This is a genomic window from Fimbriimonadaceae bacterium (genome assembly GCA_019638775.1).
Lineage (GTDB): Bacteria > Armatimonadota > Fimbriimonadia > Fimbriimonadales > Fimbriimonadaceae > JAHBTD01.
The window spans coordinates 1,019,111-1,034,589 of the sequence record JAHBTD010000001.1 but is presented as its reverse complement, the minus strand read 5'-3'; the positions used below and the strand labels follow the sequence as shown (position 1 = coordinate 1,034,589).

The 15,479-nt window shown below is 56.0% G+C and carries 17 protein-coding genes and 1 tRNA gene; 4 read left to right on the top strand and 14 right to left on the bottom strand.

Going from position 1 to position 15,479, the window contains the following annotated elements:
- Positions 1 to 8: 8 nt before the first annotated feature.
- From KF784_04830 to KF784_04790, 9 genes are all read right to left on the bottom strand, one after another.
- Complete coding sequence (locus KF784_04830) at positions 9 to 494, bottom strand: hypothetical protein (protein MBX3118368.1); 486 nt, start codon at positions 492 to 494, stop codon at positions 9 to 11.
- Entirely contained in the window at positions 491 to 1,297 is an 807-nt protein-coding gene (locus KF784_04825; protein MBX3118367.1) for a rod shape-determining protein MreC, read from the bottom strand. Before KF784_04825 ends, KF784_04830 begins: the two co-directional genes overlap by 4 nt.
- On the bottom strand, positions 1,294 to 2,322 hold the full coding sequence (locus KF784_04820; protein ID MBX3118366.1) for a rod shape-determining protein: 1,029 nt from the start codon (positions 2,320 to 2,322) through the stop codon (positions 1,294 to 1,296). Before KF784_04820 ends, KF784_04825 begins: the two co-directional genes overlap by 4 nt.
- A gap of 19 nt (positions 2,323 to 2,341) precedes the next feature.
- A complete protein-coding gene (locus tag KF784_04815) occupies positions 2,342 to 2,608 on the bottom strand; it encodes a DUF370 domain-containing protein (GenBank protein ID MBX3118365.1) in 267 nt (88 codons plus the stop codon).
- 99 nt (positions 2,609 to 2,707) lie between these two features.
- A complete protein-coding gene (locus KF784_04810) occupies positions 2,708 to 2,965 on the bottom strand; it encodes a hypothetical protein (protein ID MBX3118364.1) in 258 nt (85 codons plus the stop codon).
- A 91-nt stretch (positions 2,966 to 3,056) separates the two neighbouring features.
- Positions 3,057 to 4,589, bottom strand: coding sequence for a bifunctional phosphoribosylaminoimidazolecarboxamide formyltransferase/IMP cyclohydrolase (purH, locus tag KF784_04805; GenBank protein MBX3118363.1), 1,533 nt, complete (start codon positions 4,587 to 4,589; stop codon positions 3,057 to 3,059).
- A gap of 1 nt (position 4,590) precedes the next feature.
- The gene (locus tag KF784_04800) at positions 4,591 to 6,153 is read right to left on the bottom strand and encodes a hypothetical protein (GenBank protein MBX3118362.1); all 1,563 of its coding nucleotides are present in this window, start codon (positions 6,151 to 6,153) and stop codon (positions 4,591 to 4,593) included.
- Positions 6,154 to 6,193: 40 nt separating this feature from the next.
- Positions 6,194 to 6,919, bottom strand: coding sequence for a hypothetical protein (locus KF784_04795; GenBank protein ID MBX3118361.1), 726 nt, complete (start codon positions 6,917 to 6,919; stop codon positions 6,194 to 6,196).
- Between the two features lie 4 nt (positions 6,920 to 6,923).
- A complete protein-coding gene (locus KF784_04790) occupies positions 6,924 to 7,400 on the bottom strand; it encodes a GNAT family N-acetyltransferase (GenBank protein ID MBX3118360.1) in 477 nt (158 codons plus the stop codon).
- Positions 7,401 to 7,577: 177 nt separating this feature from the next.
- On the opposite strand from KF784_04790, the gene KF784_04785 reads away from it, so the two are divergent.
- Positions 7,578 to 7,669, top strand: a tRNA-Ser gene (locus tag KF784_04785).
- 71 nt (positions 7,670 to 7,740) lie between these two features.
- Positions 7,741 to 8,745, top strand: coding sequence for a lytic transglycosylase domain-containing protein (locus tag KF784_04780; protein ID MBX3118359.1), 1,005 nt, complete (start codon positions 7,741 to 7,743; stop codon positions 8,743 to 8,745).
- 134 nt (positions 8,746 to 8,879) lie between these two features.
- Here KF784_04780 and cysS read toward each other — a convergent pair whose 3' ends face one another.
- The 5 genes from cysS to ubiE form a co-directional block, all read right to left on the bottom strand.
- A complete protein-coding gene (cysS, locus tag KF784_04775; protein ID MBX3118358.1) occupies positions 8,880 to 10,376 on the bottom strand; it encodes a cysteine--tRNA ligase in 1,497 nt (498 codons plus the stop codon).
- A gap of 141 nt (positions 10,377 to 10,517) precedes the next feature.
- Entirely contained in the window at positions 10,518 to 11,048 is a 531-nt protein-coding gene (locus tag KF784_04770) for a hypothetical protein (protein MBX3118357.1), read from the bottom strand.
- 278 nt (positions 11,049 to 11,326) lie between these two features.
- Entirely contained in the window at positions 11,327 to 12,076 is a 750-nt protein-coding gene (locus KF784_04765) for an HAD-IIA family hydrolase (GenBank protein MBX3118356.1), read from the bottom strand.
- On the bottom strand, positions 12,073 to 13,080 hold the full coding sequence (locus KF784_04760) for a polyprenyl synthetase family protein (protein MBX3118355.1): 1,008 nt from the start codon (positions 13,078 to 13,080) through the stop codon (positions 12,073 to 12,075). The genes KF784_04765 and KF784_04760 overlap by 4 nt, the downstream gene beginning before the upstream one ends.
- A complete protein-coding gene (gene ubiE / locus KF784_04755) occupies positions 13,077 to 13,787 on the bottom strand; it encodes a bifunctional demethylmenaquinone methyltransferase/2-methoxy-6-polyprenyl-1,4-benzoquinol methylase UbiE (GenBank protein MBX3118354.1) in 711 nt (236 codons plus the stop codon). The genes KF784_04760 and ubiE overlap by 4 nt, the downstream gene beginning before the upstream one ends.
- Positions 13,788 to 13,978: 191 nt before the next feature.
- Between ubiE and KF784_04750 the strand changes: the two genes are divergently transcribed.
- Together KF784_04750 and KF784_04745 are read left to right on the top strand one after the other, a co-directional pair.
- A complete protein-coding gene (locus tag KF784_04750) occupies positions 13,979 to 14,953 on the top strand; it encodes a hypothetical protein (protein MBX3118353.1) in 975 nt (324 codons plus the stop codon).
- A 43-nt stretch (positions 14,954 to 14,996) separates the two neighbouring features.
- A complete protein-coding gene (locus tag KF784_04745) occupies positions 14,997 to 15,473 on the top strand; it encodes a hypothetical protein (GenBank protein MBX3118352.1) in 477 nt (158 codons plus the stop codon).
- The last annotated feature ends 6 nt before the right edge of the window (positions 15,474 to 15,479 follow it).

Sequence of the window (15,479 nt, the reverse complement as noted above, 5' to 3'; positions counted from 1 at the left end):
CGGTCCTGCTACCGATAGACCGGCTTCAGAATTCGTTGTAAGAGAGCGTGCAACGGCAGACAAAGTACGCCATTGTACAGCGCCGAGAGAATTGTAGCCCCCAGGAAGCCAGCGATGCCCGACGGTGGGGCAAAAAACATAAGGACGATCTGAGAAACAAGGGTAACTCCCGCCATTGTTGCGAAAATCGTCGGCGCTTTTGGCGGATATTTAGGATTGCGTGACTTTGCCGCCAAAAAACCGCCCAGCACACGGCTGAAGATGTAATGGGTCAGATTAGCTCCCGCAATCGCCCCGTTCAATGCTCCCGCTACAAATCCAAGATACGCCCCTCCAATCGGTTTGGGAGAGAACAGACACAAGGCCGTAAGTGCTACCAGCAGGAAGTCGGGACTCGCGCCAAAAATCCCCAGCCGAGCGGCTAAAGCCTGCTGCATTGCGGCACATACCCACAGAGTCACCGCTGCGGTCACGATGTACTTGGCAGGGTTCATCGGATGACAAACACCTCATGAACATCTCCGATTTGTACGTTCGGGAAGACGATGCAGCGCTTCGAGCCGTTGTCCTCGTCGTCCTCAATCCGAATGATCCTACCAATAGGAATCCCTCGGGGGATGTGATCCGAGAAGCCGGAAGTCATCACGAGATCGCCAACCTGTAGGGTCGTGGCATAGTCGATGCCATCCAGAATCATAGCGCCCGGGCTGTCGCCTCGCAGGAGTCCTGTCACGGCCGGAGTTCGGTCGATGCGCGCCCCGATCTGAAGGGCGCGTGAAGAGATCAGCAGGGCCTGACTCGTCTTGGCATCTGCGCTTTGCACCACTCCGACGAAGCCAGCCGGAGTCAGGATGGGTAGACCAGCCTTAATGCCAGCCTCCGTCCCCTTGTCCAGAGTGATACGGTTCTCATACGGCGAATATCCGATAATGCGCGTGGGGATCTTGGTTCGGCCCGGGAAAGTGGTGAGCGAGAGGTCTTTGCGCAAACGGTCAATCTCGCGCCGGTAATACTCTGTTTGCTCGTCGTAAATTGCAGCCCTGGCCTCGATCTCTTTGAGTCTTCGGTTCTCAATGGTTAATGAGGAGGCATGCGTGATGCCATAAAAGAAGCTTCCAACGCTGTCGGCGATGCTGGTGAACACTATCGTGCCCGGGCGAACTGCCATTTGCACGCTTGAAGTGAAAAAATCGAGGCCTCCCGCGTTGCGCGCCGAATTCTGGAGGCGACCCAGCAAAACTCCCACCGCGCAAAGCACGATGACGACAATCACATCGCGATAGGGTTTTGGCTTCACAGCTTCGAGGACTTCTCTAGCATACGACGGATCTGCGGGTTTTCGTGCAGCGCTTCCACAACCATTCCTGTTCCAAGCGCGACACAGCTTAAAGGATCGCGAGCGATCAACACGGGCATCCCGGTTTCTTGATTGATAAGACGTTCGATGCCCCTGAGAAGCGCCCCACCTCCCGCAAGTACGATGCCAGTGTTCATCGCGTCGGCGGCAAGTTCGGGCGGCGTGGCTTCGAGGGTGAGTTTGACGGCTTCAACGATCTGATTAAGGGGCTCGGCAATTGCCATCCGCACCTCCTCGCTCGTGATGACCGCGCTCTTAGGCAAGCCTGTGACAAGGTCGCGACCCTTGATCGTGACCTGCATCTCCTGCTCAAGCGGAAACGCGCTGCCAATCTCGAGCTTGACCTGCTCAGAAGTCCGGTCGCCGATAAAGAGGTTGTAGGCTCGGCGCACGTAAGAGCTGATTGCTTCGTCGATCTCATCTCCGGCGATGCGGATCGAACGAGAGTGCACAATGCCCGCAAGTGAGATCACGGCAACCTCGGTGGTACCCCCGCCAATATCGACGATCATCGAGCCAATTGGCTCTTCGACGGGCAATCCCGCTCCAATCGCCGCCGCCATCGGCTCTTCGATGACATAGGCCCGAGTTGCGCCTGCTCGCTCGCTAGCCTGGATAACGGCACGGCGCTCGACTTCGGTGACGCCGCTGGGGATGCCAACCACGACGGTTTGCTGCAATACAAAACGTCGGGAGACCTTGCCGATAAGGTCACGCAGCATCTTCTCGGTCTGATCGTAGTCGGCAATGACACCGTCTTTCAGGGGGCGAATCGCGACGATATTCGCCGGGGTCCGTCCGAGCATCCGCTTGGCCTCTTCGCCAACTGCTAAGACCTCTCCAGTGTCCTTGTTGATAGCAACGACACTGGGCTCGCGGAGAACAATGCCCTGACCTGCCACGTGGACAAGGGTGTTCGCAGTACCCAGATCAATGCCGATGTCACGGGTAAACCGATGGCTGATGCGACGCCAAAGGCCACCATTACTCTTCGTCAAGTGCGGCCTCCCCGGTGCTCAAGCGTTTTGCGAGCGTCTCCTGAGAAATCGCCGAGAGTACAACCGCGTCTCCAGTTGTAAAAATGATCGACTTTGTGCGTCTTCCTTGAGTGGCGTCGATGAGATTGCCCGACTTCCTAAGCGACTGGACAAGCCTTCGCATAGGTGCCGATTCGCTGCTCACGAGGGCAACGATCTTATCGGTAAGCACGTAGTTGTAAAACCCTACGTTAATAACGGGCGGAAGGGGCATCTAATAAAGACTCCGGGTTCGGCGACGGCCAAAGATAGTGTGACCGAAACCGAACCCGATTCTCAATAAAGCTAGGTAACCAGGCCGCTAAAGAGTAATTTAGCCGCCGGAAACGCCCAATGAAGGACGGCTGCGGCCACCAGCTGCACCACCGCCACCTGCCGGAGCGTTAGCCTGCATTCCTGGGGAGCCTGCTCCACCACTGCCGCTGCTGTTTGCGCCGGGAAGTCCGTTCGTATAAACGACGTCTCCTGTCGGATACGCCGGATCGGCGACGTTGACTGGCGTCGGAGCCTGCGGCTTGTCCACTTGTCGCCGCATGGCAAAGAGAATGCCAGAAATGATGAGTGCAAGCACTATCGATACTGCAAATACGATCCAATCTGTCTGCGTTTTCACGGTTGACCCTCTGAGCTTGTAGACGATACCCTATTCCGCGAAGGTTACATCAATGGCGGAAATGTCTCGTACCTGTAAAGACCATTGCGATTCCTAATTCGTTCGCTGCAGCCACCACGTCAGCGTCCTTTTTGCTTCCGCCAGGCTGAATAACGGCGACGATCCCTGCCTTTGCTGCAGTCTCAATGCTGTCGGGAAATGGGAAAAAGGCATCGCTGGCAAGACAAGCCCCCACTGAGCCCTCACCGGCTTGGTCCAACGCTAACCGAACAGATTGTACGCGGTTCATCTGTCCAGCCCCAGTACCCAACAGCCGATCTTTCACGCCAACCACGATCGCGTTCGATTTCACATGCTGTACCACGGCCCAAAGGAAACGCAAAGCCTCCGCTTGTTCGGGCGTCGGCTTCTTGTCGGTCGCAATTTGCCATTCGTTGCCGGGGTCCTCGTCCGTTCCTTGAACGAGCGCTCCGCCGCGAATACTGCGGATAGAGAGGCTGCTCTTTTTTGGCGGCAATGGTGTTTCCAGCAACCGGACATCCTTGCCCCAGCCCGAACGCTCGGCAAAAACCGTACGCGCCTCATCCGTAAAGCCCGTGGCGATCACCACTTCAAGAAAATTGCCCTTCTCCGCCATGGTTTCGGCAGCTTCCAAGTCCACTAAGCCATGAAAAGCCGCAATCCCTCCAAAGGCAGAGATCGGATCGCTCGACCGCGCTGTGCGGTAGCTCTCGGCAAGTGTCGCCCCTTTGGCCGCGCCGCAAGGATTCCCGTGTTTGATAATCGCGCAAGATCCTTCCGGCAAGTCGGCAACAAGCTCCCATGCCGCGTCTCCATCAAGGATGTTGTTGTAGCTAAGCTCTTTGCCCCAAAGTTGATGGGCGCGGGCAATACCGGCATCCCCTAATGGATCGACGTAAAGCGCGGCTGTCTGATGTGGGTTTTCGCCGTAACGCAGCGAAAGAGATCTCCGCATGCCAACCGTAAGAGTGTCGGAAAGCTCCTCCTCGCCAGATGCTCCCGTGAGGTAGCGGGAGATCATTGAGTCGTAAAACGCCGTGTGCCGGAACGCTTTGGCGGCAAGTCTAGTTCTCAAATCGCGCTCTGTACCGTCGGATAAGGAGGAAAGCACAGAATCGTAATCGTTCGGATCGACGACCACGCACACATTCGCATGGTTCTTGGCGGCAGCGCGGATCATCGCTGGGCCGCCGATGTCGATAGATTCGATGGCCTCTTCAAGCGTGTGTGGGTTGGTGACGGTCTTCTCGAACGCGTAAAGGTTGACGCAAACGACCTCAATCGGAGTGATATCCGCTTCAAGCATCGCCGTGCGGTGGCTCTCCTGTCGAACATCACCGAGCAGTCCGCCATGCACCAAAGGATGCAAAGTCTTCACCCGTCCATCCAGCATCTCCGGAAACCCCGTGACCTCCGAAACGTCCGTCACGGCTAAGCCCGCATCGCGCAGCGCCTTCGCTGTGCCGCCCGTGCTCACAAGATCGAAACCGAGGGCAACCAGCCCTTGTGCGAATTCGACGACGCCTGATTTGTCGGTAACCGAAAGCAACGCACGTCGCATCCTAAATGCCGCCTCCGCCCGTGGTTGTTCCCACACCGACTGGGCTTGCCGTTGGTGAGTCAATCGGCTTCACTCTAACGGTGACCTTTTGGGAGACCTTCTTGCCTTGGGCGTCATAGCCCGTGATCGTGAACTCAGTGGTTTTCTCAATAAACACATCTCTTGTGCCAGCGGGACTATCAAGCAAGATCGTGGATTGCCCATCGTTCAGCTCGATCCTTTCGGCTTTAGTGAGCTGCCAAGTCAACATCACGCTGCCAGGGAAGTCAAGCGACTCCTTGTCTGCGGCGAACTTCACAATCGTGGCTTCGCTAGAATCGACCACTGTGACGACGACATCCTTGCGAGTGGTCTTCCCGTCGGCATTCTCGGCGACGATGGTGTAAGTGACCTTGCCAGTAACGTTCGCCTCAACCGTTACGGAGTCCAATTTCGGGTCCAGCACAATGCCATTTGGGGCCAGCGTCGCCCGGACTACCGAGTCGCTGAATTTGTATCGCACCACAAACGTTTCGCCGAAACGGAGGCTCTTTGAACTCACGTCAAACTGCGTGATCTCGGGATCGGGATAGGTCAGAGGAAGGCTGACTTCGTAGCTTCGGTTTCGAACTTCCGATTCCCGTCCGTCTCGAAAAGCGACCGCAGACACAGTCCCCGACTCCGATGCGACAAACGTTTTGCTTCCTTTGGCAGAGCCTGCCTCCTCAAGCATTAACCCATTCAGAGTGATGCGCACGCCCTTGGCGTTAGAGGCTTCCCAAGTCACTGTTACGACGTCGCCTTTAGTTGGGGTGACGGTGCTGAGCATGAGCGAGTCCACGGTTGGTGGCTTCGGCAGTAGAGCAAACCACCCAATAAAGAGGATCAAGGCAAAAACAACTGCAACAAGTGCCGAAGAGGAGAGCAAAGGACGCACTTCGAGGTGAGCCTGCGTCGAACAAACTACCGACGGCACATCGACGCTTCGCGCACTAAAGGACAGAGCATGAAGCCGCGGACTGGCAAACCGGTTACGCGCCGTTGGCGTAACTTTGGCCTGGATGATCTTTGTTTGCCCCGGCCCAATCGTGACGGTTCCCTCTTCAAAGTCCACGACGATCAGGTCATCAATGTCGCTCCCAAAGAGCTGCATCGTGTTCTCGTGGTTGCCGAGGTTGATGAGCGTGAGCTCGTACGACATGCTGTCCGCGCGCCCCGAAAGAGATGCCTTCTTGGGGTCAATCTCCATGCTCATGTGGTGGAACGGCTTGATCTCCAGCACGGCTTGGGCGGTACGCACCTCGCCAGACTCCAAAGACCGGACCTTCACCACAAACGGATAATTGCCCGCCAGACTTTCGCTCACTCGCGGAGGCTTGAAAAAAACCTTCTCGTTGTGAAGATCGTTTCGATCGACCGTGAAGGATGGCACGGGGACGGCTGTCCATTCCGGATCAAGCCCCTCGATTTCCAGTTCGTAGCGATCCTGGGTTTCACTGCGATTCGCGATCTCAATCGAAAACGGAATCGTGGATCCAGGCTCAACGGAAATGAGGTCCGCACCCAGTCGGACGATGAAACTCATAGGGACTGATTTTAGCAGAATTGCCAGGGGTGTTCTGGTTCTATTTAGGCAGCTCGACAAGCGCCGAACTCACGATCCCTTTGCCTGCTTCCCAAATGTATCTGCCGATGTACTTGCCGTGCGATCCACCCTGACAGATAAAAGTATCGCCAACTCTTGCGGGTGACTCCAAGATCGTGTGCGAGTGCCCGCCGAGGATGATATCGATAAGAGGGCACTTCTCGGCAAGCTCTTGATCTTGCCGATACCCGATGTGTGTGAGAGCAATGAGGCAATCCACGCCGCCGCGCATGGTCTGCGCTTGTTGGTCTGCGACGGGGATCGGTGCATCCCAAAGATAAGCGCTGGCAGCGGCAGTGGCCATGCGCTCCGTGACCATTGGAACCATCACGCCGATCACCCCCACTTTAAGGCCGCTGAGTTCAAAGATATGGCTCATTGGCAAGGGGTGTCCGCCGGACTTCTTCCTTAGATTTGCACAAACGAGGGGGTGCCGATGCCCAGTTATTTTCTTCGCAAACGCGCCTTCGAGCACGTGGCTTTCGCGGTTCCCGATCACCCCGATATCGCATCCTGCATCTCCCAAGAAGCCCCAAGCAGGGTCGGGTTTCAGGGGGATTGCGAGATTGCCTGCCTTGATGCAGTCGCCCGAGTCGCAGTAGAGGATTGGGCCATCGGTCTCCAACTTGAGGCTGCGAATGAACTCCGCCTTTGTGGCGTTCAGCGAGCCGTGAAAGTCGTTGGTATGGAGGATCGTCAACTGCATCGAATCACTCCCACGGGTTCTGGACCAGGTACTTCGCACAAAAAGTCCCTGCTTCCTCAAAGCCGCATCTCAAATACAATCGCTTCGCGGGGTTGCCTTCGGCGACCTCCAGCGTAACCTTCGCAAATCCGTTCGCTCGTGCGTAATCCTCAACCGCCTGCAACAGCTTTTCTCCTACCCCCTGCCCGCGACATTCGGCGAGCACGATAAGGTCGTGGACATTGATAAGGCGTTTGGCTGAAAAGGTCGCAAACCCGATAAAGCAGGTGGCCTGCCCAACTGGCTTGTCGCCAGACCAAGCCAGGAAGACAACGCCAGCCGGGTGGGATGCGATCTCATCGGGAAGGCGTTCCAGCACGTCGTCGGGCAAGGACCGTCCCAGCGCATTTGAGTCCTTTGCGTAGGCATTCGTGAGGCCCCGCACGGCCTGCTGGTGCTCGGTTTTTGAGAGATCGGCAATCTCGACCCTGACGTCTTTCACCTATCGAGATTACTTGAGAAGAGGCTCGTAGACCAGCCGTTCGGTTCATATCGGAATAAGGCACGTAGCGGCGGCGAACTGCAGACGGTATCCAGGTGTTGTCTGCCTACCTAAACAGCAGTCGGTCTTTATGCTGTTTATGCCGATAATCTGCTTGGTATAATGTGGAACCTCAGCGGAGAGATGGCTGAGTGGACGAAAGCGCCCGCCTGCTAAGTGGGTAGGTGACGAAAGTCGCCTCTCGGGTTCGAATCCCGATCTCTCCGCCAGTCGATTTCACCCTTGCCGAACGCAATATCGAAGACCAAGCGTCCTGAACTATGGACACGGACAAGCGGATATGAAAGCGGTTATTTGGAGAATGGGCCTGATTCTCAGCGCGGCAGCCGCCGCGATGAGCGCATCTGGACAAACTCTGACCGACTACCTCGCTCAACGAAAAAAGTACGGCATTACTCAGGCTGCCGGAATCCAAGCGCTTGAAGTTTTTGTTGGCAAGCGCGTTATCGAAGTTCAAGGCAAGATCAAAGGCACTTTCTCAATCGACACGAAGCATATGCTTCTGGTCGAGCGCTCAGATGGCCTGAACTTCCAGATTGAAAGCGACTTCTTGCCCGACTGGATCGGCGGTGGAGTGGTTCCGGCAAGGCTTCTTGTTCATGCCCAACGGGTTGCCGAAGGCGGAGAACTGCAAGCCAAGCTGATCTCATTGGCGCCAGAATCCAAAATCGCCGCGCTTGAGGCTGAAGCGGCCAGAAAAGCAGCTGAGGAAAAGGCAAAGCGCGATGCCAAACGCCCACCGCCTAAAAACACACTTTCGCGAGGGGACATCAACAAGTCCGCCGAGAATTGGAATCTTCCCGCCAGCGAAGTTCAACCGATTTACGCAAGCTTCATCAAAGGTCGCAACAAGCGCCTGACCGACGCTCAGGCGAATGAGATCGCACAGGGGATCATTGGGTTCAGCATTCGTTACGGAGTCGACGCTCGACTGATTTTGGCGATGGTGATGGTCGAAAGTTCGTTCAACCCCAACGCAACGAGCAGCGCCGGGGCACAAGGGCTGGGGCAGTTGATGCCAGGCACGGCGAAGAGCCTTGGCATCACCGACCCTTACGACACGCTCCAGAACCTTTACGGGACCGTAAGGACGATTCGCGGACACATCGACCGTCAGGGCAAGAACAGCGAAGACGCCTTTGAAAATCTCGTCCTTGCCTTGGCCGCATACAATGCGGGAAGCGGCGCGGTACGGAAGTATAACGGCGTTCCCCCGTACGCGCAAACTCAGAACTACATCAAGAAAGTAGTAGGGCTGTACTACTCCTTCCTCGGCAAAAAGTGATCCCTCTTTGGGAGTGCGCGAATTTATTCGCGCTTTGAGTGGCGATGGCTCATCGCGTTCGGGAGGACAGCGGCTTGTCGTTGCCGTGCAGCATTTTTCTCACAAAGCCACAAAGCACCAGCAGGTCCCAGAGGCTAAATCCCCGACTTTGCTTTCCAAGTCGTGCCGTCTGGCGTGTCGATCAACTCAATGCCCTGCTCGACAAGTTCATTTCGGATCGCATCAGCCTTCGCGAAATCCTTGTTCTTTTTGGCATCGGCCCGCTCCTGGATTTTCGCTAGAATCGTAGCCTCATCGAGCGCTAGCTTCGGTCCTAAATCGATATCCTCGGCGATCTCCGTTTCGTGCCGGACTATCCCGAGCAGCGCGTTGATCTTATTCAGGAATTCGAGGGCGCTCTTGCCAGAGGCTTTGGATAGGTTATCACGCTCGCGCAGAATCACCTTCGTGCCTTCGTAAGCCTTAGCCAGAGCAACGGAAGTGTTCAGATCATCGCACATTGCATCCAAAGTCTCTTCGTAAAGCTGGTCCAATGCTGTGCTAACTGTATCCGCACCGCCCGAACCCTTCTCAGCCGCTTGGGAGGCAATCTTATCGCACTCCTTAAACCGCTCAATGGCGAGCGTTGCATCCTTGAGGGATTGGAGGGTGAAGTTCAATGGCTTGCCGTACGGGACGCTGATGAGGGCATACCGGAGCGCCAGGGGGTCAGCGCCTTTGTCCTGCACCAAGTCGCGAACGGTGTACCAATTCCCGGTTGATTTAGACATCTTTTCGCCATTGACTTGCAAAAATCGTGTGTGCACCCAATGCTTGCAGAACGGCTTTCCAGTCAGAGCTTCCGATTGAGCGATCTCGCATTCGTGGTGGGGGAACATGTTGTCTTCGCCGCCACTGTGGAGGTCCACGGTGTCGCCCAAATACTCCCGCGCCATCGCCGAGCACTCGATGTGCCAGCCCGGGAAGCCCCAGCCCCAAGGGGAGAACCACTGCATCAGATGGCGGTCGTCCTTCTTCCAAAGCGCGAAGTCGGCAGGGGCGCGCTTGTTGTCGTCCTGCACCACGTCGCGCACAGCCTGCCTCAAATTCTCCTGGGTGTTGCCGCTGAGCTTGCCGTACTCGGGGAAACTCTCCACGCTGTAATAGACTCCCGTGGGAGTCTCATAGGCATGCCCTCGGTCGATCAGTGCCTGTGTGGCAAGGATTTGCTGACGAACGTGCTGGGTGGCTTTCGGGCGGACATCGGGCTCAACCATGTTGAGCCTTTTCCAATCCAATTCGAAAGCCTCGGTGTATCGCTCGGCAAGCTCCCAAACGTTGTTAAAGTCTTCGCCTTCCTTGCTCTTGAGCGCCTTCTCTAGCTTGTCCTCGCCTTGCGCGTCGGCAAAATCGTCATCGGTGAGGTGCCCAACGTCGGTGATATTGTTGACGAAGGTAACTCTCCAGCCGATGGCTTTGGCAGTGCGCACGATCAGGTCGGAGGTGAGAAAGCTGCGGAAGTTGCCTATGTGGGCGTAGGAGTAGACCGTCGGTCCACAGGCATAGAAACGTAAATGATCCGGCTCGACGGTGGCCAAGGCCTTAGTGGTCTTGGACATCGTATCGTAGAGTTTGAATTCACGTTTCTTCATGGTGAGGCTGAATTGTACTTTGAGGCAGGAAAATGGTGGGGGGCCGGCCTTGCGACGTGGCTCTCCATGGGTACCGCACCTACGCGCGTGATCGTGCGGTGCAACGCGTCTGAAAACGTCACTATAGTTTCGTAAGTGACTCTATTTCTTGCCTGCGTCAGCCTTTTTCTTAGCGTCTCCAACGGCATCCTTGACAAGCGATGAGCCGTCCTTCATTTGCTCAGCCACGAGGTCAAGTTGCTTTACGAAGTTCTCCGGGTCATCGGATCGATAGTTCAGGAGCTTCAGGTCCTCCTTGTTCCCGATTATCGTCATGGAGCCGATGTCAAAGATACCCGAGCCACCGCTCGCAGTGACCCAAAAGCGGGCGTTGTCGCCGCTTTCCCAAACGTACATCTGAGCAGTCTTGCCTTCGGCCTTGCGAGTGGGCTCACCGGTCTTAGAGAGAAAGCTTCCGGGCTCTCCATCGGACTTCTTCCTTTTGGTGACAACCAGACCAACAATTTTGCCATCCTTTGATGCAGCCTCAAAGCTCACCTCATTCGCCTCATCCATCCACGCCCAACCTTCAGGCGCAATCATTGCAAAGGACAATGAAGAGTCGAATTCTTTGGCGTCTGTGGGGGCAGGGAATGCCTTTTGTGCAGCTGAAAGGTCGTCTCCTATGCTCACCGTTCCCCCTGGGCCTTCCAGTTCTAGAGGTTTGTGCGCCTCGGCTACGGGTGCAGGTGCGGAACTCAGGGGTTCTGCTTGCTTATTGCAACCGGCCAATGTCGCGAAACACGCCAATGCAAACAAGACTGATAGATAGCTTTTCATGTCCACAATCTACCGCTATACGTTGCCTAAGATCAATCGAATAACACCTGGAAGTCTTAAGCCGAGCATGATGCAAGGAGAGCACGGCCTACTGACTCTGCGAACTTGCATCTCAGCGCGAGGCCTTATTCTCAATCCAACAGCGCCCGCAAGTCCAACGCAGAAGGCACACCCTCAGGTGCATCCATCGTCGCCCCGGTCAGCACCAACAGCGTTTGGCACCCAGCCCGCTCTCCCGCGACGATATCGGTCTCGTAGCGGTCGCCCACGACCAACGCTTGATCCGCTTTCAAGCCTGCATCCTCAAGAATCCGCTCAACCAAATACGGTTCCGGCTTTCCGATCACCAACGGTTCAACTCCCGTGCAAGCTTCAATCGCCGCAACAGTTGCCCCCGCACCCGGTTCAAATCGCCCGCCCTCAAGCGGATAAGTTGCGTCCCGATTCGTGGCGACAAATCGAGCGCCATTGCGAATGAACTGAAGTGCGGTGTTGATCTGCGCATAGGTGAGCGATCGGCAAATACCGGCAAGGACGACATCGCAAGCCCCTGACTCGTCGGTCACAAGCTGAAATCCACCATTCTCCAAAGTTGCTCGGAGCCCGGGTTCGCCAACGACATAAACGCTTCTTGCACCAAGTTCACGCAGCTTCCAAACTGCCCCCATCGCCGTCGAATAGACCTCCTCAATGGCAGCTTCAAAACCTAGATCCCCTAGCTTTTTGGCAATACGGGATGGTTCAAGGCCTGAGTTGTTGGTGAGAAAGCGAATCTGCTTGCCGCGAGTCCGCAAAGCTCGCACAACTTCCACGGAATGAGGCACAGCCTCCTGCCCCCGATAAAGGGTGCCGTCAAGGTCGAAAATGTAGAGGTCGATCATCCCTGTCGGGTGACGATCAGCTCTGCAAGCACCTGGAGCATCGCCGACTCCTCCGATTCGGGCAAATCGCAAAGCGCCTTCTCCGCCAACCGCACTTCATGTCGAGCCGCCTCTTCAGCCTCGGCGAACGCGCCTCGTGTATCCATCCACTGGCAAAGCATGCGGATGTCGTCCTCGGAGCATTCGGTGCCGAACTTTGCTTGGGTTTGCTCAAACTCTGCAGGGCTTAGTTTTGGCAACAGGCAAAGCAGCGGCATCGTCGCGCAGCCCTCTTGAAAATCGGTGGCGACGGCCTTGCCGGTGACCGCATGATCGCCCCGGTAGTCCAGCAGATCGTCAGCTAGTTGGAAAGCCAATCCGATCCGGTAGCCATACTCGCTCAGGGCCTCGCATGTGGGCTTATCAGCTCCCGCCAGCATCGCGCCAACCCGGCAGCAAGTTTGAATAAAGGTCGCCGTCTTCAGGTGGAGGATTTCGTAATGCTTTTCTTTCGTGAGGTCGAAAACACCCCGGACCTCAAGCTCGGCGACTTCGCCCTCGGCCAGGTCAACAACCGACTTGGACACGGTGCGGATGATCTCAATATCCCCGTCTTCGGCAAGGATGGCCATTGCCTTCGAGAGCATCACATCGCCAGAGAGGATCGCCGCAGTATTTCCAAAAACTGCCGCAGCCGTTCGCACGCCCCGACGGGTATCGGCGTGGTCGATCACGTCGTCGTGGATGAGCGTGGCCATATGGATCAGTTCCATACAAGCCCCCAAGAGATGCGCTCGGGCGGGATCGTATTCAAGCCCGGTTGCGGAGGCAGCCAGGGCCACCAATGCTGGCCTTAGCCGCTTTCCTCCTGCCCGCAGGGTATGCGAAGCGACATCTCGGACAAGCTTGACTTGCGAGCCGACCTGTTGCTCAAGGACGTGCTCAACTTCATCCACTTCCCGCGCAACGCGGGCTACCAGCGCCTTGTTAACGCTTGATGCCGAAGAGAAAGCGCCGACGCTCACGCCTTCACCCCCCAGTGCATACAGATGTTGCCAAACATGAAATCCTTATGTTGGACGTCCAAAAAGCCCGCTTCCTCCATGAGCGCCCGCATTTCGTCGCGTTCGACGAATTTTGCTGTGCTCTTGGGCAGGTAAGTATAAGCCTTCGTCTTGCCGAAAATCGACCCTAATCGGGGAAGGATTGTATTCGTGGTCCAAAGCGAAACCTTGCGCACGACAACGTTTTTCGGCTTGGCCATATCCAGGGTGACAAACCTTCCACCAGGTTTGAGCACCCGATAAATCTCTTTCAAGGCAAGCCTAATATCCGGGACATTGCGAAGGCCCCAACCCACCGTGACAGCATCAAAAACCGCACTTGCCACCGGCAATTGCCCCGCATCCCCAAGCGACAGACTGGGGTGATGAAGTTTCTTTTGGGCGACCAAAAGCATCGGCTGGCAGAAGTCCACGCCTGCAACCACTCCTGTTGGCCCAACCGCTTTGGTGAGAGGAAAGAAAAAGTCGCCAGTTCCGCAGCAAACGTCAAGCGCCTTATCGCCAGGATTCAGCTCAAGAACCTTCACGGCAGCGGCGCGCCACTTCCCGTGCCGCCGAAACGACATCATCGAATTCAGCAGATCGTAAGTCGGCGCGATCTCGGCGAACATGCCTTGCACAGCTGTTCGCTTTTCTGTCCCCTCGGTTTGCCAAGGAGCCTTGTCCATGGATGTTGACGCCATATCCTCGTGGGCTTGCTCGATCCCCTAGCCACCTGCTGAGGTTGAGCGTTGGCTCTATTGTACTTAGATCGGTGTACTTCGGCGAATGAACTGGGTGCTTTGTTGGGGAGCTGCGAACCAGGATTACCGGGTTTTGGCGATCAAAAGCCAAAACGAGGCAAAATCGTCATTCATCCATGATTCTTTACTTCGCCACTGGCAAGTTCACGAACACGCTCAAAACGCTCATGAAGCAGTGGCAACCGCACCTGCAGCAAGTCGTTCGCCCGATGAACTACGCCGAGCTATTCGCGCAAAATCGCTTGCCAAAGGCCACTTACATCTTTAGCGACCACGAACGCATGAGTCCAGAGCTGCTCCGAATGGCAGCCGCCTATGCCGAGCAGATGCGCCCGTACGGAAGGATCATGAATGAGCCCGACAAGGTGCTCACCCGGCATGGCCTCCTCAAGAAGCTAAGTGAGCAGGGCAAGAATCGATTTCGCGCCTATCGACTGCATGAGATCACTCCAGAAATCCGTTTTCCTGTGTTTCTGCGAGCCGACAACGATCACAAAGGCCCTCGATCGGGGCTGCTCCAGACTTTCGCCGAAGTGGAAGAATGTGCGGCTTCGCTCATAGCGGAGGGCTTCGAGATTCATCACCTTCTCGTCGTCGAATACATGGCAGAAAAGGGCAAAGATGGGGCATTCCGTCGCTATGGCGCTCACCGAGTTGGGGATCGAATCCTGCCCCAAATCCTAACGTTCGACTCGGAATGGCAGGTGAAAGGTGTTGGGGTTCGAAGCCCTGAAAATGCTCGTGAGGAGCTTGACTACATTCGAGACAACCCCCATGCTCAGGCAGTTTGGGAGTCTTTTCAGGCAGCAAATATCGAATACGGCCGGATGGATTATTCGGTTGTTGATGGGCAAGTCCAGACCTACGAGATCAACACGAACCCTCTCATTATGTGGCGAAAAGGGGACGTGCCGAGACGAGGACGACGGCTCGTGAGCGCTCCCTTCTCCAAACTGTTTGCCGCAGCGCTTCTTCAGCTCGACTCCCATGGAACGGGCGAATTTGAAGTCGATAAGCAACGGATTGCGAAAGCCACCCTTCGGGCATCCTTAGAGTCGGACGCCGAAGCGGCGATGGCAACCAGAGCATAGTTATTCACTTCCCGAAAGGCAATTGTTCGGGTAGTGTCCAGAAATGACGAGCAAGGACCTCATTGTGCGTCTTACCGAAAACTCCTTCAAGGAGCTTTTTCGCACGGCGCGGACAACCCAAGCCGACAAGCTAGATTGGAAGCCTGCCGAAACAGCCCGAAGCACCATGGAGATGTTGCAAGAGTGCGCCCAGTCTCCTATCTGGACGGTCGGGTTGCTGAACGAGCGTAAGATGCCGGACTTTGATCAGGCAATGTTTGAGGAGATGCGCAATGAGCGAGCTCAGTGGACCACGATCGACGCGTGTGAAGCCGAAGCTTTGAACCGGCTTCCCAAACTGCTCGACGCCATTGACCGCTTCCCCGAAGCTGACATGGAGCAAACCATGTTTCTTCCGTTCGGCGGAGGAAGAGCGTTTACGTTCTGGGAGCTGATGATGTTTCCCTACTGGAACGCCGTGTATCACGTCGGACAAATCAACTACATACAGCGGATGTATGGCGACGTCGAGATGCACTAACGCGAA

Coding starts and splice junctions, on each gene's coding strand:
- KF784_04830 (MBX3118368.1), bottom strand. CDS start 494: ATGAACCCTGCCAAGTACATCGTGACCGCAGCGGTGACTCTGTGGGTA.
- KF784_04815 (MBX3118365.1), bottom strand. CDS start 2,608: ATGCCCCTTCCGCCCGTTATTAACGTAGGGTTTTACAACTACGTGCTT.
- purH (MBX3118363.1), bottom strand. CDS start 4,589: ATGCGACGTGCGTTGCTTTCGGTTACCGACAAATCAGGCGTCGTCGAA.
- KF784_04800 (MBX3118362.1), bottom strand. CDS start 6,153: ATGAGTTTCATCGTCCGACTGGGTGCGGACCTCATTTCCGTTGAGCCT.
- KF784_04795 (MBX3118361.1), bottom strand. CDS start 6,919: ATGCAGTTGACGATCCTCCATACCAACGACTTTCACGGCTCGCTGAAC.
- KF784_04780 (MBX3118359.1), top strand. CDS start 7,741: ATGAAAGCGGTTATTTGGAGAATGGGCCTGATTCTCAGCGCGGCAGCC.
- cysS (MBX3118358.1), bottom strand. CDS start 10,376: ATGAAGAAACGTGAATTCAAACTCTACGATACGATGTCCAAGACCACT.
- KF784_04765 (MBX3118356.1), bottom strand. CDS start 12,076: ATGATCGACCTCTACATTTTCGACCTTGACGGCACCCTTTATCGGGGG.
- ubiE (MBX3118354.1), bottom strand. CDS start 13,787: ATGGACAAGGCTCCTTGGCAAACCGAGGGGACAGAAAAGCGAACAGCT.
- KF784_04750 (MBX3118353.1), top strand. CDS start 13,979: ATGATTCTTTACTTCGCCACTGGCAAGTTCACGAACACGCTCAAAACG.
- KF784_04745 (MBX3118352.1), top strand. CDS start 14,997: ATGACGAGCAAGGACCTCATTGTGCGTCTTACCGAAAACTCCTTCAAG.